We start from the raw sequence: 19,546 nt of genomic DNA, 5'->3' as shown, positions 1-19,546 counted from the left end.
AGCGCCATGGAGGGGTCGGTCTTCTCGTAGCTGCGTCACCTAGCATCGGCAGACACAGAACGGCTCGGTTCAGGAGATGGAATGCCGATTGCGGCCACCCCGGAGGGCGCGATCGCCTCATCCACCCCGCACACCGCCCCACGCCGCGACATCCAGGGCCTGCGAGCGCTCGCCGTGCTGCTGGTGGTGCTGTATCACGCGGAGATCCCGTTCGTCCCGGCCGGTTTCGCCGGGGTGGATGTGTTCTTCGTGATCTCCGGATTCGTGATCACCTCGCAGATCCGGAGGCAGCACGCGGCGGGGAGTTTCGGTTTTGCCCGCTTCTACGCGCGCCGGGTGAAACGGTTGTGGCCGGCGATGACCGTGATGGTCCTCGTCGTCCTCAGTTTGACGTTCTTGCTGCTCTCACCGCTGGGGCCGCAGGCGATGGTGGCGCAGACGGCGATCGGGGCGATGCTGGCGGCGGGCAACATCGCGATCCTGCGCTCGACCGGAGGGTATTTCGATCCGGCCGCCACCACGAATCCGCTGCTGCACGTCTGGTCGCTGGCCGTGGAAGAGCAGTTCTACCTGGTGTTTCCGGCTGTGCTGGTGCTGTGCCTGCGGTGGCGGCGGGTGGCGTTGCCGCTGACCGCGCTCAGCGCGGCGAGTTTCGTGGTGTGCCTGGCGATGTCGGGCAGCGATCTGGCCTTCTACTCGTCTTTCACGCGGGCCTGGGAGTTCGGGGTGGGGGCGCTGCTGACCCTGGGTGGACGCCGCCGGGGTCACCTGCCGGCCCTGAGCCGGGTTTCGGGGCTGCTGGGCCTGGCCGGCCTGGCCGGGCTCGTCGGGATGAACCTGCTGCTCGACGACTCGACGGTCTGGCCCGGCCCCGCCACGCTGATTCCGGTGCTGGCGACCGCGGCGCTGATCGTCTCGGGGACGCTCGAAACCGGTGTCGTGCAGCGGGTTCTGTCGGTCGGGCCGCTGGTGTGGCTCGGGGATCTGTCGTACAGCGTGTACCTGTGGCACTGGCCGGCCATCGTGTTCGCCGAGCTGCTGTGGCCCGACGCCCCGCTCGCCCCGGTGCTCGCGGCGGCGTTCTCGCTGGTGCCCGCCTACCTTGGCTACCGGCTGGTGGAGCAGCCGCTGCGGTTCCGTTCCGCCCGCTCGCGCCGGGTGCTCGGCGCCGGGCTGGTCACCAGTGCCGTCGTCACCGCGCTGGCGCTCGCGGTCAGCGTGCTCGGGCCGGCGGTGATCCCGGGCGCGGCGCGGTACGCGTCCGACCAGCAGACAACCACGTGGGGACGACGCAACGGCTGCATGATCCAGGGCACCGCCGTGCAGGTGGCCGACATCGCGCGCTGCACATCATCGGTGGACGACGAGAAGGGCACGGTCCTGCTCGTCGGCGACTCGCACGCGGACATGCTCTCCGACGGCGTGATCGCGGCGGCCGGGCGGCTGGGCTACGGCACCACCGCGCTGACCGGGTCGGGTTGCGGCTTCTCCCGCACCGCGCCGCCGTCGCAGGAGGGCAACGACTGCGCGGGCATCGCCGCGATGTTGCTCGACCGGGCCACCGGATCGCAGGACCGGCCGGCACTGGTGGTGCTGTCGCAGTGGCTGGCCCCGCACCTGAGGCGTAACCCGGACTGGCTGGAGACGCTGCGCCCGGCCCTGACCGAGCTGCACGAGGCCGGCATCCCGGTGGTGTTCGCGCTGGACACCCCGGCCTTCGCCGAGGAGGGCTCCCCGCGCTCCAGTGCCTGCGCGGGCGGGTGGCTGAACTTCGGCTGTTCGGAATCGCTGTCCGAGGTGGAGCGGATCGCGGGCGACAGCCGGGCGGTGTCGCAGCGGTTCGCGCAGTCGCTGCCCTGGGTGACGGTGCTCGACCCGTGGCCGGTGTTCTGCGGCACCTCGGAGTGCTCGGCGGTGGTGGACGGGCGGCTGGCCTACTACGACTTCAACCACCTGAACGCGGTCGGATCGACGGCGCTGGAGAAGCCGCTGGCGACGGCGATGCGAGCGGCGCTGGGGCAGTGAGTCCGACCGTTGAGCAGAAGACACATACCGCCCTTAACTGACACCATGACCTGTCGTCGCGTGGTTCGTCATCAGGGGTGGGGTTCTTGGTCATCGAAGCAGGGGTCGTCGCCGGATATCTGATCGCCTGGGCCGTGCGGAAGGCCCGCTACGCGGGTGGGCGGCTCGACGCGGAGGTCGACCTGGCGCTCGACGCCGGCCTGGAGAAACTGCACGGCGTGGTCGCCGGCAAGCTGGCCGGGCAGGCGGTGCTGGCCGACCTGGAGGACGAGGCCCAGCAGTCCGGGGTCTCCGGGGGCGATGGGGTCTCCGGGGTCGACGACCTGACCCGGCAGCGGCTGGAGATGGAACTGACCGCCGCCGCGCGCAAGGACGAGCTGTTCGCCGCCGCCGTCACCACGCTGATCCAGCAGATCCAGCACGCCGAGCGGGTTTCCGGGCCCGGGGCGATCACCGTGACCGGGGGCGTGCACGCCGATCACGGCAGTGCCGCCGCGGTCACGATGGGCAACGTCACCATCGGTCAGGTGCCGCCGGACCCTTCGCGGCCGGGGCGTTCGGACGGCTGAACCACCCCGGCGCCCAGGTCAACGCCGCCTACATCGGCCAGGTCACGCTGGCCCCCGCCGGTTCCGCGGACGAGGCCCCGTTCTGGACCGGCTCCACCTACCGGCGTCAGGTGCGCGACCTGGCGCCCGGCCGGCTGCGCGACCGCGACGAGGAACTGCGGGTGCTGGCCCGGTTCTGCCTCGCCGACGACGGGCCCGCCTACCTGTGGTGGCAGGCCCCGGCCTGGAGCGGCAAGACCGCGCTGCTCGGTGACTTCTTCCTGCGCCCGCCGGCCGACGTGCTGGCCGGGGTGCGGCTGGTCGCGTTCTTCATCACCGCGCGGCTGAGCTCGCAGGACACCCGGGCGGCCTTCGTCACGGCGGTGACCGGCCAGCTCGCCGACCTGCTCGGCATCGCGACGCCCGACCTGGTGGACGAGGCCGGGCGCGAGGTGTACCTGAACCACCTGCTCGACCAGGCCGCGAGCGCCTGCGCCCGGGACGGCCTGCGGCTGGTGCTGCTGGTGGACGGGCTGGACGAGGACCGCAGCCAGTTGCGCGGTCCGCAGGCCCGCAGCATCGCCGGGCTGCTGCCCCGGCACCCTCCCTCCGGGATGCGGGTCATCGTGGCCGGCCGACCCAATCCCCCGCTGCCGCACGACGTCTCGCTGGGACATCCGCTGCGCGACCCGGACGTGGTGCGCGAGCTCGCCCCCTCACCGCACGCCGAGGACGTCGCCCGTCTCAGTCGGCAGGAACTGACCGGCCTGCTCGACGGCACCCAGCTGGAGCAGGACGTGCTGGGGCTGCTCACCGCCGCCCGGGGCGGCCTGGCCGTGGCCGACCTGGCCGATCTGGCGGACGCCTCGCGCTGGGACGTGGAGGCCGTGCTGCACACCGACAGCGGGCGCACGTTCCTCAGCCAGACCGACGACGCCACCGGCACCGTGGTGTTCCTGCTCGGCCACCAGGAGTTGCAGGTCACGGCCACCGGCTACTTCGGCCGCGACCGCCTGCTGGCCTATCAGGCCCGGCTGCACGCCTGGGCGCACGACCACCACACCCGGGGCTGGCCCGACCCGGCCCCCGCCTATCTGCTCGGCGGCTACTTCCGGCTGCTGGCCGACACCGCGGACACCGACCGCCTCACCGCCCTGGCCGGATCGTCGGCCCGGCACAACCTGATGCGGGCCCTCACCGGCGGCGACGCCGCCGCCCTGGCCGAGACCCGCACGGCGCTGAAGGCCATCGCCGCCGACCCGGCGCCCGACCTGAGCCAGGTGCTGCGCCTGACCTGGCACCAGGAACAGCTGAAACACCGCAACCGGCACACCCCGGAGCAGCTCCCGGTGGTCTGGGCCAAGCTCGGCCGCACCCGCCAGGCCCTGGCCCTGAGCGAGGCGATCGGGCCGAGAAGCCATGCGCTGACCCTGATCGCGGTGGGACGGTACGAGGAGGCGGAGCGGCTGATCCGCTCGGCGCTGGTGGGGACGAACGGGTGGGCGAGCGCGGTGACCGATCTCGTCGTAGCCCTGGCCGAGGCCGGAGAGTACCAGCGGGCCTACCGGATCGCCGGCACAACCAGCGATCCGCAGGTTCAGTCGCAGGCCCTGAACTTCGTGGCCCAGCACGCAGCTGGGGCCGGACAGATCGAGGCTGCCCTCGCCTGCGCCGAGGCGATCCCGCACCGCACCGATCGGGTAAACGCACTCGTCGACGTGGCCGAGAACGCAGACATGCTCGGCAGATCCGATCTGGCGCAGGAGATTCTGGCCGAGGCCGGCCGAGTGGTCGGCGTCATCGACGAGGATGACCGCAGGGCTGCCGCCCTGGCCCGGCTTGCCCTGACCCCGGCGACGGGCAGCGACCAGGAATCCGCACACCGAACCCTGGCCCAGGCCATGGATCTCGCCCGGAGCGTGCGTGACATCGCCTCCCGGGCGTCCGCCCTGTGCCAGATCGGGGAGATATCCCTGCGGGCCGGGCTGTCGAACGCTGCTCGGCGGTGCCTCGTCCAGATCCAGGCTCTTCTGGAGTTGCCGTACGACCAGTCGGACCGGTACATGGTGCTCAGTTCGCTGCTCCAACTGGCCGTCCCTCTCGGAGAGGTCGCGCTGGCCGAGCAGACAGTCGCCGAGCTCTACGACACCCTGGGCGACGAGATGCTCTACAGCGCGATCCGGACCATCGCCGAAGCCGGCCGGTTCACGCTGGCGGAGGAGATGCTGAAGCGCTTCGTAGACCCGCACGACGCCGCAGACTTCCTGTCCGAGATCGCCGAGATCGCCGCCGCCGCACAACAGCACGCCACCGCCGCCCGTCTCGCCCGGGCCGCGGTCGACCTCTCCTCCTGGATGGCGCACCGCCCCGAGAACGCGAGCGCCCTCGCCCGGGCCGGGCTGATCGACCAGGCCGAGCAGATCGCCACCCAGATCGACGAACCCACCAACCGCGCGATCATTCTCACCGATCTTGCTCTCTCCGCGATCGAGGCCGGCCAGCAACAGCGAGCAGCGCGCTTCGCCACACAGGTGGAGGAGATCGTCGACACCATCGCAGCAGCCGGCGGCACACCGGCCCTCGGCAACGTGGCGCGGTCACTGGCCGAGCACGGCCGGATCAACCAGAGTGCCGAGATCGCCCTCTCACTGGACGATCTCAACGAACGCACCCCGACACTGGCCGCCGTCGCCCGGGAGGCAGCCCGGGCCGGCCAGTTCGACACGGTGCGGCGCCTGGTGGCGGCCATCGGTCCTTCCCACCGATGGAAGTCCCTCGTCCCTCAGCTGGCCCTCATCCCGCTCCTGGCCGGTGACATCGAACAGACGCGGCACCTGATCGACATGATCGACCACGACTACTCCCAGGACCAGGCCAGGTCGGAGGTCATCGAGGCCGTGCTCGCCCGCGGGGACGTCGACAGCGCCGTCCTGCTGCTCGGCGACCTGAAGAATCCCGGGATCCGGTCGACGCTCGTCGTCAACCTGGTGCGCCATGCCGCCAGGGCCGGACATATCTCCGAGGCGCTCCAGTTGTCCGCCGAACTCGCCGACCCCGCCCGGAGAACAAGCGCACTCGCCGACATCGCCGAGGCCGCCGCCACCCAGGGCCAGACCGACACCGCCCTCGCCCTGGCCGCCGACCTGCCCGACGACTCCCGCAAGGCCGAGGTCCTGGCCACCATCGCCAAGGCCGTCCTGGCCACCGGCGACACCGGCAGGGCCCGCCGGCTCGCGGCCGCCGCGGCCGTCGGGGGCTTCAACGTCACGGTTCGCGCGATTCTGTCCGTCGAGCCCGAATTGGGCGGTCAGGTCTTCGATCTCATCACCGCCCCGCATCCCCCCTCCACCCCGGGCCCGCCGCTACCGTGACCGGGCAGGCGGCACAGGCGGTGGGGGGTCGGGGTGTTCAGCGGGCAGTTCGCACGGGCACGCCGTGCGCTGGTGGTGTTCGCCGTCCTCTGTTCTGCCCAGCCAAGCATGGACGACGCGACCCCCACCATCCTCGCCCCCGTCAGCCAGGAAAACCCTCCCAGTGACGTGAGCCTCAGCGCCGGACGGCTGCTGACGGTGGCGACCGGCTCGGTCAGTGTCTCGGGCACACACGTGCTGCGCCGCAGCGCCGCCGACGTGTACACCGTGCGCCACGGCCCCCTGCCCGCGATCCGGCTCGGCGGACTGCCACCAGGAAAACACCATATCAAGCAGTCTGGGCCCTATTCCCTGGTCGGATCAGCGGTTTTCGTGGCCGCGCCGAAGAACCGGGCCAGGGTGGTGCTCGACACCGGCGCCGCCGACACCGACATCTTCGGCCCGCACGTGGTCTGGCGCACGCAGGCGGGAGAGGTGCGGCAGCGCTACCTCGACCCGGGCGACACCGGGCGGCAGGTGCTGGCCCGGCAGGACGCGGCGGGGCCGGTGGCGGTGTGGGGGCCGTGGTCGGCCTGGCTCGACACCTCCGGCAGCATCCATGTTCTCGGAAACCTCGGCTACGAGCGCAGAATCGTCCGGGCCGGCCGTCGCGCCACCGATCTGCGGCTGAACAACGACACCCTGTCGTGGTCGGCCCGCGACGGCTACGTGCACGTGATCGACCTGGCCGAACCGGAATCCGGGCAGCACCGCTCCACCCTGCGCCCGCCGTACGCGATCGACGGCCGGCGCATCGTGGGCATCGACGCGCACGGCCGGATGCGGTCGCGGACGCTGGCCTTCGACGCGGGTGCCCGCCCACCCTGGGTCATCTCGCAGCAGACCACCGAGAAACTCGAGGTGGGACAACCGTGGAAGCCGCGTTTCGACGTCACCAAGCCCGTGAAGGCCGCGAAACTGGTCATCTACGGCTCCGGTTCACCGGTGCGCACCCTCACCTCCCCCGGCCGGCTCGGCACCCTCGGCGGCTTTCGCTGGGACGGGACGGACGACTCCGGCGAACCGGTGACCCCGAGCTGCTACACCTGGCTGCTCACCGCCACCGCTGTGGACGGCAGCGGCGCCCTGACCGGGGAACTGGGGCCGAACATCGGCGGCAGCCTGAACATCGACCCGGTGGGCGGCCGGCCCGACGGCACCGGCTTCGGCTGCTGGAGCGACTTCGGCTGACCCTTTCGTGGTTCGTCCGGCACGAGAACTCAACTCACGACACCACGGCGACGATGCGACCCGGGATGAACGGCATCAGGACGACCCGACGCCACGCGGAGTTGCTCTGCCGGGTGGGCGCCGAACTGCTCAACACCCCGGTCACCGACGCCACCCTGATCCGGATGGCCGGATGGGGCGCGATGAGCGACCTGGTCGACGACACCCCCGGCCTGCGCGCGGTGCGCCTGGCCCGCACCGCCGAGGGTTACGGAATGGGACCCTGGCTGGGGCCTTTCCCGGACCGGCCGGGTGCGCTGGTGGTGCCCGCCGGGGCGGATCCCGATGTGCCCGAGGTGCACGAGGCGCTGAACGCGGCCGCCGGGGTGACCTGCACCTGGCTGATGATCACCTACCCGGACATCGCCCCCGAGGTGACGATGGCCCTGGGCTGCCCGGGACATCTCGACGCCGCGGTGGTGTTCACCGCGCAGGGCATCCTGAACCAGGTGATGCTGGCCTACCGCACCAGCCTGCTGCACGCCCAGCTGGACCAGAGCCATCTGCACGACGGCCTCACCCGGCTGGGCAACCGGCAGGCCTTCACCGAGGGCCTGCGTGAGGCCCTGGAGACCCGGGCCTCCGACGACACCGTGCTGTTCATCGACCTCGACGACTTCACCGGGGTCAACGACACCCACGGCCACGCCTTCGGCGACGAGGTGCTGCTGCGGGTCGCCGACCTGCTGCGCGAGGTGGTGCGCGGCGACGACGTGGTCGCCCGCCTGGGCAGCGACGAGTTCGCCGTGCTGCTGCACGGAATCGACCGGGCCACGGCCGAGCAGATCGCCGACCGGATCGTGTTCGCCGTGTCGACCCTGATGGTGGACGACGCCAGGCAGGTGTCGCTCGCCGCCGGCATCGGCGTGGTCGCGATCGAGCCCGGCACCGACATGGCCCAGCTGCTGGTGCGCGCGGACATCGCCCTGCGCGCCGCGAAAACCCGTGGCCGGGGTCAGGTTCAGGTGTTCCGCCCGGATCTGCTGCCCACCGGCCACGAGTGACCTACTGCTCTCCGGGAACCCGGGGAGCAGCCTGGTCCGGGTTCCCGGAGGACATCAGGAAGCGCTCCGGCCGGAACGCCGCCAGCCGGGGATCCGGCTCGTCGCCGCACAGCTCACCGGCGATCACCCCGGCCAGCCAGGGCGCCAGCGTGACCCCGCTGTGCGTGGCCACCGCCCACACCCGCGAGCCGGGCGCCATCGGGCCGGCCGCGCTCAGCCCGTCGGCCGGGATCACCCGGTGCCCCACCCGCACGTCCACCACCCGCGGCGACGTGCCGGGCAGCAGCGCCGCCACCCGCCGCCCGAACTCCCGCACCACCGCCGCCGGGGCCGGCACCCCGGGCTCGGCGGTGCCGTCCAGGTCGAGCGCCTGCACCAGCAGCAGCCCGTTCCCGTTGGGGCGCAGATTGAGGACGTCCGTGGTCACCAGTGCGGTGACGCCGTGGTCCGGCACCCGCACGTCGGCCAGGTAACCGAACGACGGCGAGTCGACCCGGGGCGGCACCAGCGGCAGCGCACCCCCGGCCGAGGCGATCAGCTGCTCGGTGCCGGTGCCCGCGCACACCACCACGACGTCCGCGTCCACCTCCCCGCCGTCGGCCAGGAGCACGGTCACCCCGTCTTCCTGCATCTCGACCGCCGTCGCGGTGCCCCGCCGCACCGGCCCCACCTCCCTGGTCAGCTCGTCGATCAGGCGCGCGGGAAAGGCATGGCCCTCGCCCTCGAACAGAGCCACCAGGGCGTCGTCCACCATTTTGACCGGTGTGAGCTCACGGGCCCGGGCCGCTGTGATCCAGCGCGCCGGGTAGCCCAGCCCGATCAGGCGCTCGGTGCGCCCGGTCAGGGTGCGCCGGTGCTCCTGGCTCTCGGCGATCTCCAGATGGCCGGTGAAAGCGACCACGCCGGGCCGTTCTTCGGCCAGCCGCCGCCAGGCCCCGACCCCCTGCACGTTGAGCTCGTGGTATTCGAGCGGATGCTTGTGGTGGCTGTTCACCCAGCCGTAGCTGTTCGAGCTGGTGCCCGCGCCGGGCCGGTCCGCCTCGATCAGCGTCACCGTGCGGCCCCGGCGCACCAGGGCTGCGGCCAGGGTGGTGCCGATCACGCCGGCCCCGATGATCGCGACATCCGTGGAACTCATGACGCCATTGTCGCCGTGATCAACACGCACCGCGCCGCCGTCTGCTCTAGGTATAGGGGTCATGACGATCGACGAGACCCACCGTGTTCCCGCGGGTGTCAGCGACGAGACGGTCGAGGCCCTGGGCAAGCTGTCCGAGGCGCTGGAGACGGTCGAGCAGGCCCGCGGGCACCTGTACGCGTTCCATCAGCTCAGCGGACGGGCCGACCGGCAGTTCAGCGAGGCGTCCGAGGCGTTGCGCGCGGCCGGGCACGACGAGCCGGCCGACCGCCTCGACCGCGAGCTGATCGGCCGCAACGTGCTGCCCGGGCGGTGGACGTTCCAGGTGGTCGAGGAGTACGACGACGGCTACTACGCCCCGGCCCGCGACCTGGAACGGCACGCCCGCGACCGGCTGGCCGGCGGCCGGCGGCACCTGCTGGAGGCCCGGATGAAGGAGGAGACCCGCACCCCCGGACAGCCTGGTCACGAAGCGCACCCCTGATTTTCACCGGCGGGGCCGGAACTTTCGCCGGGCGGTCGCGCGGCCGGTGAATCGCACTGGTCAGCATCGGCGCCCACCGTTGTTCATTCGTTGTGATCCGGTGGCGCTTTCGGTGAAGAAGCGGCACGGCCACGGTGCCGGAGCGCGACCAGCACCGCCACACCGAAAACTGCACCAAACCAGTTAAGTAACCTCGATACCCCCTGACTGCGTGCCCCTCGCGCCGGGCGCCCCCGAGCCCGGCGCACCGGGTTCCGGAGGTGTCGAGATGCTGAAACACGGGCCATACCGGTTGACGACGGTCCTGGCAGGACTCCTGGTCACCGCACTGACGGGCTGCGCGGCGCCGTCCGCTTCGACATCCGCTTCGGCATCCGCCCAGCCTCCGGCATCCGGATCGGCCCGGCCGGCCAGGGCTGCGTCGGTGAAGCATCCGAACATCGTGTTCGTGCTGACCGACGACATGTCGCTGAACATGATGAAATACGCGCCGGCCGTGCAGAAGATGAAGAAGCAGGGAGTGACGTTCCAGAATTACTTCGTCACCAATTCCCTGTGCTGCCCGTCGCGCTCCACCATATTCACCGGGAAATACCCGCACCACACCGGGATCAAGACCAATTCGCTGTCCAGCGGCGGCGGTTATCAGGTGTTCAAGAGCAAGGGCCTGGACCGCGACACCTTCGCCACCGACCTCCAGAAGGTGGGCTACCGCACCGCGATCATGGGCAAGTACATGAACGAGTACCAGCCCGGCAGCACGAAGAAGCCGACGAAGAGCAATCCGGCCGGCTGGGACGAATGGTCACTGGCCGCGAGCGGATACAGCGGCTTCGACTACAACCTGAACCAGAACGGCAAGGTCAAGCACTACGGCAGCCGGGCCAGGGACTACCTGACCGACGTGATCTCGCGCCGGGGGCAGGATTTCATCAGGCGTGCCGCGGCGGCCGACGAGCCGTTCCTGCTGGAGCTGTCGGTGTTCACGCCGCACAAGCCGTACGTGCCGGCGCCGCGGCACCAGAATCTGTTCAAGGGCCTGAAGGCACCGCGGGTGAAGTCGTACGACCGGATCAACAAGAACGTGGCGGCCTGGGCGTCGAAGAAACTCACGGCCGCGCAGAAGAAGAAGATGGACCGGCAGTACCGCAAGCGGGCGCAGACCATGCAGGCGATCGACGACATGATCGTGGACGTGCGGGCCCAGCTGCGGCGCAGCGGCGTCGCCGACAGCACCTACCTCGTGTTCACGTCGGACAACGGCTACCACATGGGTGAGCACTCGCTGATCTCCGGCAAGATGACGGCCTACAACACCGACATCCACGTGCCGCTGGTGGTGGTCGGGCCGGACGTGCCGAAGGGCCGCAAGGTCACCGCGATGGCCTCGAACATCGACCTGCGGGCCACTTTCGGTGACATCGCGAACGCGTCCACCCCGAAGAACGTGGACGGGCTGAGCCTGGCGCCGCTGTGGCGGGGCCAGGCCACGAAGGCCTCCGCCCGCAAGTACGTGCTGGTCGAGCACACCGGCCCGGACTACGACAGGAACGACCCGGACGCCGGGATCTTCCGCAGCCCGAACCCGCCGGACTACTTCGCGCTGCGCAGCAGGAAGTGGCTCTACGTGGAGTACGACAACGGACGACGGGAGTACTACGACCGGGTGCGGGACCCGTCCGAGCTGAAGAACATCGCGGGCTCGCTGTCGGCCCGGCGGCTGAAGAAGCTGCACCGTCTGGTGGTCAGGGCGAAGAAGTGCGAAGGGCAGTCGGCCTGCACCACGGCCACCAGTTAGTTAGTCACTCACCGCACCGTTCGGCTGCTGAAAGTTACACAGCTGATCGGTCCGGTGAAAGCGCGGCCGCTCCGGCGTGGCGGGGCGGCGGCGCCGTTTAGGGTCGCCGGATGGCTTGTGACCAGGTCCACACCGCGCGGCGACCGGCATCCGGGATGCCCGCGCACGCCGCGTGACGCCCGGGAATGGCCCGGAAGTTGCCGAAGTGCTGCCACGGAGAACACATTCCAGGCACTGACCTGCTCAAAGTCCCGGCAGCACGCGGAAACGATCAACCGGGCCCCTCAGTTCCGGTGAGGAAGCTGAGAAGTCACCATGAGCAGATGCGGCATGAGCACCGGTTCGCGCAGTTTATGATTCGACGGCCGGGTGGTGAAAAAGGCAGCGGGAAATCTGCGGAGGAGAATCACGTGCTGAAGAAACGGGTGGCCACTCTGGGCGCCGCCCTGATGCTGGCCCTGACCGCTTGTTCCTCAGCCACCGCCGCAGACAACGACACCGCCGCGCCACAGGCCACCGGCACGAGCACCGGCACCGCCGCGAAGGCCACCTCGAGCAGCGAGAAGCCGAACATCGTGTTCGTCCTGGTCGACGACATGGACAGCGGCCTGCTGAAATATCTGCCCTCGGTGCAGCAGATGCAGGAAGAGGGCACCAGCTTCAGCGACTACTACGTCAGCAACTCGCTGTGCTGCGCCTCCCGCTCCACCATCTTCACCGGCATGTACCCGCACAACACCGGCATCTTCACCAACACCGTGGAGACCGGCGGCGGCTACGTGGTGTTCAAGGGCCAGGGCCTCGACCAGGACACCTTCGCCACCGACCTCCAGGGCGCCGGCTACCAGACGGCGATCATGGGCAAGTTCCTCAACGAGTACCAGCCCGGCAGCCCGAAGAAGCCGACCACCACCAACCCGGTGGGCTGGGACGAGTGGGCGCTGAGCGCGAGCGGCTACAACGGCTTCAACTACAACCTCAACGAGAACGGTGAGGTCACGCACTACGGCAAGGCCGAAGACGACTACCTGACCGACGTCATCTCGGCCAAGGGCCAGGACTTCATCAAGCGCTCGGCCGGCAGCGACGAGCCGTTCTTCCTGGAGATGTCGGTGTTCACGCCGCACAAGCCGGCCGTGCCCGCGCCGCGTCACGCCGAGCTCTACCCGAACCTGAAGGCGCCGCGCACCGCCACGTACGACAAGAAGAACAAGAACCCGGCCACCTGGATGGCCAACCAGAAGATCTCCAAGGCCTCGGCCAAGACCATGGACGAGGAGTACCGCCGCCGCGCGCAGACCCTGGCCTCGGTCGACGAGATGATCACCGCGCTGCGGGCGCAGCTGACGGCCAGCGGCGTGGCCGACAACACCTACATCGTGTTCAGCTCCGACAACGGCTACCACATGGGTGAGCACAAGCTGGTCTCCGGCAAGATGACGGCGTTCGACACCGACATCAACGTGCCCCTGGTGGTGCTGGGCCCCGACGTCCCGGCCGGCCGGACCACCGACGCGATGGCCTCCAACATCGACCTGCGGCCGACGTTCACCGACATGGCCAACACCACCTCGCCCAGCCACATCGACGGGCAGAGCCTGGTGCCGCTGTGGAGCGGGGGCAGCACCCCGGTGACCGACCGGAAACAGCTGCTGGTCGAGCACAAGGGCATCGGGCTCGACGACAACGACCCGGACCAGGGCATCTTCCGCAGCCCGATCCCGCCGGACTACGCGGCCATCCGGTCCAAGGACTTCCTCTACGTCAAGTACAACAGCGGTGACCGCGAGTACTACGACCTGAAGAAAGACCCGAACGAGACCGACAACATCGCGGGCAGTCTGTCGGCGAAGCGGATCAAGCAGCTCGACGCCACGGTGCACAAGCTCCGCGCGTGCAGCGGGCAGAAGTCCTGCTCGAAGGCCGAGGCCCTGGGCTGAGACGGTAAGCCCCGTAAGCCTTGTCAGGCCCTGTCAGCCCTCGAAGCGCCGCAGCCACCCGGTGAGCAGCGCTTCGAGGGCTTTTCGTTCCTCCGGCGTGAAGTGCGCGAGCAGCCGCTGCTCGTTGGCAAGATGGTCTTCGTAGGCCCGGTCGATCACACCACGACCGTGGGCGGTGAGGGCGACCACCCGGCCGCGGCCGTCCACCTCGCTGGCCCGGCGGGTGACGAACCCGGCCTCGACCATCCGGTCCAGGCGCTTGGTCATGGCGCCGGTGGTGACCATGGTCGACTGCGCGAGTTCACCGGGCGTCCTCTCGTACGGCGCCCCGGCGCGGCGCAGCGCGGCCAGCACGTCGAACTCGGCCTCGCCCAGCCCGTGTTCTCGGTAGACCCTGACCAGTTCGAGAGTCAGGGCGTTGGCCAGCCGGTGCAGGCGGCCGATCACCCCGACCGGGCCGGAGTCCAGATCGGGACGTTCGCGGGCCCATTCGGCCTGAACCCTGTCGACGTGGTCCATCGGGCCACTATATAGCTTCCATGGAAGGTACTGTTACCTTCCATGGAAGCTAATACGCGCAGGGTCGCGCTCACCGCCCTGGCACCCGTCGCCTGGGGCGCCACCTATTACGTCACCCGGCACACCCTGCCCGCCGACCACCCGTTCTACGGCGGCGCCCTGCGCGCCCTGCCGGCCGGGCTGCTCCTGCTGCTGATCACCCGGCAGTTGCCCCGGGGCTCGTGGTGGTGGCGGTCGCTGGTGCTCGGCACGATCAACTTCGGCGCCTTCTTCACCCTGGTCTACGTTGCCGCGCAGCTGCTTCCGGCCAGCGTCGCGTCCACCCTGATGGCCACGTCGTCGGTGACGATGATGCTGGTGGCCTGGCCGCTGCTGGCCGAGCGCCCGCAGGTGCTCGCCCTGGCCGGGGCGGTGGTGGGCATCGCCGGGGTGGCGGTCATGCTGCTCGGCGACTCCGCCGGGGTGGACTACCGCGGCGTGCTGGCCGGCCTGGCCGCCATGATGCTCTCGGCCGTCGGGCACATCCTCACCACCCGCTGGAGCCCACGGCAGAACATCCTCGCCCTGACCTCGTGGCAGCTGATCGCCGGCGGCCTGCTGATCCTGCCGGTCGCGATCGCCCTGGAGGGCGCACCCCCGGCCATCACCGCGCAACGGCTCGCCGGGTACGGCTACGTCACCTTCGTGGCCACGGCCTTCGCCTTCGTGGTCTGGTTCCACGGCCTGCGCGCCCTCAGCGCCGGGACCGTCGGCCTGATCGGCCTGCTCAACCCGGTGTCCGGCGTGCTGCTCGGCGTGCTGGCCGGTTCGGAACCGTTCGGCCCGCGGCAGTTCGCGGGCCTGGTGCTGGTCTTCGCCGGCATCCTGCTCGGGCAGCCGGTGGCCCGGCGACTGCTCGACGCGCCCGGCTCCCGCTCGCGACCGGTGCCGGCAGGCCGCTGACGGGCCGAGTTGATCAGTCTGTCCTATTCTCTGACGTTATGAGCGTCTTTCGTCGCGTCGGCTGCCTGGTGTCCGCCGCCCTGCTCCTGGCCGCGTGCGGCGGCAGCGACCCCGCCTCCGCCCCGGCCGACGAGTTCGACAGCGACGTCACCGACGCCCGCAGCAGCGTCGAGAGTTACTGGACGTCGTTCTTCGAGTCGCAGGGCGGGCAGTTCGTGCCGGTGGAAGACCTGTTCGCCTACGACGAGCCGTCCGACGGCGAGTGCGGCGGCGAGCCGTTCGTGCTGAACAACGCCTTCTTCTGTCCCAGCGGCAATTTCATCGCCTATGACGTGAATTTCGTCGAAGGGCAGTACGACACGATCGGCGACGCCTTCGTCTACTACCTGATCGGGCACGAATATGCCCACGCCGTGCAGGATTCGCTGGGCATCACGCACCAGCTCACCATCCAGCACGAGCTCCAGGCCGACTGCATGGCCGGTGCCTACCTGGGCGACTCGGTGCGCGGCGAGGCGCTCCTGCTCGAAGACGGCGACCTCGACGAGCTGCTCGGTTCGCTGGCTTCGGTGGGCGACCAGCCCGACGTGCCGTGGTTCGCCGAGGGCGCCCACGGCAGCGGCGCCCAGCGCACCGAGGCGTTCCAGCAGGGCAGCCGGGGGACGTCGTCCGGCGCGAGCTCCCTGGGTACCTGCCTCTGAGGCAGTAAGGATCCAGCGTTTCATCAAGTGGATCCAATCTGTACGCTCGGTTCATGAACCTCCCTGGCCCGATCGGCCCGAACGCCCGCGCCGACCAGCTCGAGCATCCCGTGCCGGACTACGCGAACCCGCCCTACGGGGCCCGGTACGGCAAGACCATCAAGGCTTTCCACCGCACCGGATCGCACCTGGTGCTCGGTGGCATGACACCGGAGGACCGGGACGGGACCGTGCTGCACCCCGGGCGTCTCGGCGACAACCTGACGGTCGAGCAGGGCTACGCCGCGGCCCGCAAGGCGGCGATCAACTGCCTGGGCATGATCCGCCTGGCCACCGGATCGCTCGACCACGTGCTGGGCCCGGTCTCCGCGCTCGGGTTCGTGGCCGCCACCCCGGACTTCGACCGGCACCACGAGGTCGGCGAGGGCGTCTCCGACGTGCTGGCCGAGGTGTTCGGCGAGCACGGTGCCGTCACCCGGGCGAATGTCGGCGTGACCGGCCTGGCCCGCGGCAACTGCTTCGAGGTGGTGCTGACGGTCGAGCTGAAACCGCATGCGCGCAGGTCGATCTGACGAACTCGTCCGTCAACGCGCCAGTAACCCTGGATTCACCGGAGGTTTCAGGGGATACCCGAGAAACTCATGTGAAAAAGGTGATTCCTGTTGGCTTCTGACACGCAGTGATCACCAATCACCAGTCATTCTTGAATTCGTCTTAGGGTTCTACCGACACCCGGCTAGGACAGATGGCGATTCGGTTGATGACCCCCTGTGCGCGCCCCGTGCCGGGCAGAGGGCAATCGAATGGTCTGAAGACGGAGGACGACCCATGGGACGCCGCAGGGCCCACCCCATCCCAGGTACCCGCAGGCGACTGCTGTACTCCACCGGCACGGCCGCGGGCGTCATCGGGCTGGGCGTCGCGCTCATGGCCTCCCCCGCACTCGCGAAGATGGCCACGCAGCACGGGCCGTTCGCCCGTCCGCACGACGCGCGCGCCGAGCTCTCGGGTGACTCCGGGCAGAGCACGGACGACGAGGGCTCCGGCCTGTCCGGCGCCGGCCAGGTCCCGGCCACCACCGGGCCGGGGGCCACCGGCAGCCCGTCCTCCCCCACGCCGTCCTCCGACCCGACGCCCACGGCGACGCAGACCGTCACGGTGCCGGGCACGGCGACGGGCACGGTGCCGGCCACCACTCCCACGGCGACCACCACGCAGGCGGCCCCGACCACCTCGTCGGCGGCCTGCACCGACGACGCCCCCGCCACCCTCACCGACGACGTCGCCGAGCACACCGACACGATGACCCGGATCAGCTGCGACACCGACGTGGCGGTGTACTACGACGAACCGCTGCGGCAGGCCTCCGGCACCGACTGGATCACGCCGTTCGCCACCGAGGTCTGGCAGTACGTCAAGACCTCGTACGGCACCTGCGCCGCAGACCGCTCGCTCGGCACGCAGACCTGCGAGAACTTCGGTGCCCCCGAGCCGGCGCTGTTCTTCATGCACCAGGGCACGCACAGCGGCGGCACGGTGGCCACCCGGTTCCAGGAGAGCTCCGGTCACCGCACCACGATCGACGTCGGCTACGGCACCTGGAGCGAGCACGACACCCAGCTGCGCGACATCATCGTGCACGAGGCCTGCCACCAGGTGGAGCTGGCCGGCCAGGGCACGTCCGGCTCGCCCGCCCTGGCCCTGTGGGGCGATTCCAAGTGGGCCGAGTTCTGCGTGCACGACTTCTACGCCAACACCGCGCACCCCGACGACGCCGACCGCACCGAGCAGGCCTTCCTCAGCAGCCGCGACGACCTGCCCGCGGGTGCGCACGACGCCGCCTGGTTCCGCGACTGGTTCCTGCCGCTGTGGAAAGACGGTGGCGGCGGCCCCGACGTGATGCGCCGTTACTTCGAGCTCACCGCGCGCTACTTCCCGACCGCCGGAACCGACGGCCAGGCCCCGGCCTACACCCGCGACATGACGATGGGCGAGTACGTGCTGTTCACCAGCGCCGCCGCCGGGGAAGACCTGAGTGCCCGGGCCGCAGAGGCTTTCGGTGACGGATTCTCACCCAGCGAATTCGCCCGGGCACGCCAGGACTTCCCGCAGCTCACGTTCTGAGGCCGCGCCGTGACGGTGCGACGACGCGGCGACGGTGGCGCGGCGCGTTCGGCCATGTGCCCGGGCATCACGGGGTCAACACTCCTAGACTCGGGCCGCTCGTGAAAGACGGGTCAACAGGAGGCGAGTCGAAAATGCCGGTTTCGCAGGGAGGCAACACCGGAACAGTGGCCGTGATCGGGGCCACCGGGCAGCAGGGAGGCGCAGTCGCCCGTCATCTGCTCGCCAGAGGGGCCGCCGTGCGCGCCCTCGTCCGCGACCCCGGCAGCGAGAGAGCCGTAAGAGTCCGGAACCAGGGCGCTTCCGTGGTGCGGGCAGACCTGGCGGACCCGGCGTCGCTGGTCTCCGCACTCCGGGGTGCCGACACGCTGTTCGCGATGACCACGTTCGCCGAGGACGGCCCGGCCGGCGAGGTGCGTCAGGGCCGCGCCATCGGTGACGCGGCCCGCGAGGCCGGGGTGTCGCACGTGGTCTACAGCTCGGTCGGCGGTGCCGACCGGGCCACCGGCATCCCGCATTTCGAGAGCAAGTGGGCAATCGAGGAACACCTGCGCGAGGCCGGCCTGAACCTGACCGTGATCCGGCCGGTGTTCTTCATGGACAACCTGCGGGGTGCAGCCCGGCCCGAACCGGGCGGCGACGAGCGGGTGTTCCGGTTCCCGTTGGCGCCGGGCGTGCCGTTGCAGATGATCTCGGTCGAAGACATCGGGGCGATCGGGGCCACCGCCGTGCTGCTGCCCGACTCGATCCCCGGCGGGCAGCTGGAGATCGCGGCCGACCAGCTCACCCCGGAGCAGATCGCCGAGGCGTTCTCCGAACGCACGGGCCAGAAGACCCGTTTCGAGGCCGTCGACATCGCCGGCATCACGGACGACGACCAGCGGGCGATGTTCGAGTGGTTCACCCAGGTGCCCGCCTACCGCGGCGACTTCACCAGAACCTCCGCGCTGAGGCAGTCGCCGCTGCGCTTCGCGGACTACCTGCGCACGTTGTGACCCACCCCCTCGACCGATGACGACGAAACGGCCGGCCCGTGACAGGACCGGCCGTTTCGTCGTGCCTGGCGGTGATCAGGTCCGGGGCTCAGGCGGCGTCGAGGTCTTCGACGCCGTTGCGGTCGCGGCCGGTGACCCGGGAGTACTCGGCGGGCACGTCCCAGCTGACGCCGTTGAGGCCCCGGCGGAACACCACGGTGAGCCCTTCCGGGCCGACGCCGACCACGTCGTACCAGGCTGCCATGTAGCGCACCCGGTCGCCCGGCTCGAAGTCGGCCGGGCCCCAGCGGCGGGTGCGGCCCTCGTCGACCAGGCGGTCGAGGGCGCGCTCGTGGGCGGCGATGTCGGCAGTGAGAGTTCTGATGGCGTGCGATGTTTCGGCGCGGCGGCGGGGGTCGCGCAGCTGTGGCAGGGCGCGGCGCAGGCGCTCCAGGTTGCTGCTGTCGCGGGCGATGCGCTGCTTCAGCGCGAGCGGCCGGTCGTACAGCGGCGCCCTTCCGGGGACCTGCGACAGCAGGCGGGACAACGTCTCCTCGTGCCGGGCGTCCGGGTCGAACGGGTCGTGCGCGGTGTGACGCCCCTGCCGGGGGATCAGCGCTAGCTCGACCGGGGCGGTGCCCGGGGTGATGGCGGTCATGGCGGCTGCTTTCGCGAAAACTGTTGGGGTTGGGTAGGTCTCACTCGCGGG

The 19,546-nt window shown here is 70.3% G+C and carries 16 protein-coding genes; 13 read left to right on the top strand and 3 right to left on the bottom strand.

What is annotated here, in order from left to right; genetic code table 11:
• Nucleotides 1–81: 81 nt before the first annotated feature.
• The 5 genes from KIH74_RS11035 (at nt 82) to KIH74_RS11015 (ending at nt 8,217) form a co-directional block, all read left to right on the top strand.
• The gene (locus KIH74_RS11035) at nt 82–2,025 is read left to right on the top strand and encodes an acyltransferase family protein (protein WP_214155759.1); all 1,944 of its coding nucleotides are present in this window, start codon (nt 82–84) and stop codon (nt 2,023–2,025) included.
• A gap of 86 nt (nt 2,026–2,111) precedes the next feature.
• Nucleotides 2,112–2,594, top strand: coding sequence for a hypothetical protein (locus tag KIH74_RS11030; protein WP_214155758.1), 483 nt, complete (start codon nt 2,112–2,114; stop codon nt 2,592–2,594).
• Between the two features lie 110 nt (nt 2,595–2,704).
• Complete coding sequence (locus KIH74_RS11025) at nt 2,705–5,944, top strand: hypothetical protein (RefSeq protein ID WP_214155757.1); 3,240 nt, start codon at nt 2,705–2,707, stop codon at nt 5,942–5,944.
• A 108-nt stretch (nt 5,945–6,052) separates the two neighbouring features.
• A complete protein-coding gene (locus KIH74_RS11020; RefSeq protein ID WP_214155756.1) occupies nt 6,053–7,174 on the top strand; it encodes a hypothetical protein in 1,122 nt (373 codons plus the stop codon).
• A 65-nt stretch (nt 7,175–7,239) separates the two neighbouring features.
• Nucleotides 7,240–8,217 carry a GGDEF domain-containing protein gene (locus tag KIH74_RS11015; protein ID WP_214155755.1) on the top strand — a complete coding sequence of 326 codons (978 nt, stop codon included), beginning with the start codon at nt 7,240–7,242 and terminating at the stop codon, nt 8,215–8,217.
• Between the two features lies 1 nt (nt 8,218).
• Here KIH74_RS11015 and KIH74_RS11010 read toward each other — a convergent pair whose 3' ends face one another.
• Complete coding sequence (locus tag KIH74_RS11010) at nt 8,219–9,355, bottom strand: NAD(P)/FAD-dependent oxidoreductase (RefSeq protein WP_214155754.1); 1,137 nt, start codon at nt 9,353–9,355, stop codon at nt 8,219–8,221.
• A gap of 61 nt (nt 9,356–9,416) precedes the next feature.
• Between KIH74_RS11010 and KIH74_RS11005 the strand changes: the two genes are divergently transcribed.
• From KIH74_RS11005 to KIH74_RS10995, 3 genes are all read left to right on the top strand, one after another.
• A complete protein-coding gene (locus tag KIH74_RS11005) occupies nt 9,417–9,839 on the top strand; it encodes a hypothetical protein (protein WP_214155753.1) in 423 nt (140 codons plus the stop codon).
• A 424-nt stretch (nt 9,840–10,263) separates the two neighbouring features.
• Complete coding sequence (locus KIH74_RS11000; protein WP_214155752.1) at nt 10,264–11,637, top strand: sulfatase family protein; 1,374 nt, start codon at nt 10,264–10,266, stop codon at nt 11,635–11,637.
• Between the two features lie 410 nt (nt 11,638–12,047).
• Nucleotides 12,048–13,577 (top strand): sulfatase family protein, encoded by a 1,530-nt coding sequence (locus KIH74_RS10995; protein ID WP_214155751.1) that lies wholly within the window; start codon nt 12,048–12,050, stop codon nt 13,575–13,577.
• A gap of 33 nt (nt 13,578–13,610) precedes the next feature.
• Here the strand turns inward: KIH74_RS10995 and KIH74_RS10990 are convergent, their stop codons facing one another.
• A complete protein-coding gene (locus tag KIH74_RS10990) occupies nt 13,611–14,096 on the bottom strand; it encodes a MarR family winged helix-turn-helix transcriptional regulator (RefSeq protein ID WP_214155750.1) in 486 nt (161 codons plus the stop codon).
• Nucleotides 14,097–14,138: 42 nt separating this feature from the next.
• Between KIH74_RS10990 and KIH74_RS10985 the strand changes: the two genes are divergently transcribed.
• The 5 genes from KIH74_RS10985 to KIH74_RS10965 all read left to right on the top strand — a co-directional run bounded on the left by KIH74_RS10985 (nt 14,139) and on the right by KIH74_RS10965 (nt 18,858).
• Nucleotides 14,139–15,038 carry a DMT family transporter gene (locus tag KIH74_RS10985; RefSeq protein ID WP_214155749.1) on the top strand — a complete coding sequence of 300 codons (900 nt, stop codon included), beginning with the start codon at nt 14,139–14,141 and terminating at the stop codon, nt 15,036–15,038.
• A 38-nt stretch (nt 15,039–15,076) separates the two neighbouring features.
• Nucleotides 15,077–15,739: a neutral zinc metallopeptidase gene (locus tag KIH74_RS10980; RefSeq protein WP_214155748.1), complete on the top strand. Its 663-nt coding sequence runs from the start codon at nt 15,077–15,079 to the stop codon at nt 15,737–15,739.
• A 53-nt stretch (nt 15,740–15,792) separates the two neighbouring features.
• Entirely contained in the window at nt 15,793–16,311 is a 519-nt protein-coding gene (locus KIH74_RS10975; protein ID WP_214155747.1) for a RidA family protein, read from the top strand.
• A gap of 256 nt (nt 16,312–16,567) precedes the next feature.
• Nucleotides 16,568–17,863, top strand: a complete 1,296-nt coding sequence (locus KIH74_RS10970; protein ID WP_214155746.1) for a hypothetical protein — start codon at nt 16,568–16,570, stop codon at nt 17,861–17,863.
• 134 nt (nt 17,864–17,997) lie between these two features.
• Nucleotides 17,998–18,858 carry an NmrA/HSCARG family protein gene (locus tag KIH74_RS10965; RefSeq protein ID WP_214155745.1) on the top strand — a complete coding sequence of 287 codons (861 nt, stop codon included), beginning with the start codon at nt 17,998–18,000 and terminating at the stop codon, nt 18,856–18,858.
• An 88-nt stretch (nt 18,859–18,946) separates the two neighbouring features.
• Here the strand turns inward: KIH74_RS10965 and KIH74_RS10960 are convergent, their stop codons facing one another.
• A complete protein-coding gene (locus KIH74_RS10960; RefSeq protein ID WP_214155744.1) occupies nt 18,947–19,495 on the bottom strand; it encodes a hypothetical protein in 549 nt (182 codons plus the stop codon).
• Nucleotides 19,496–19,546: the final 51 nt, after the last annotated feature.

This window comes from Kineosporia corallincola (assembly GCF_018499875.1).
In the GTDB taxonomy this organism is placed as follows: Bacteria; Actinomycetota; Actinomycetes; order Actinomycetales; family Kineosporiaceae; genus Kineosporia; species Kineosporia corallincola.
The sequence above is the reverse complement of the archived record's forward strand: the minus strand, read 5'-3'. Positions and strand labels throughout refer to the sequence as shown.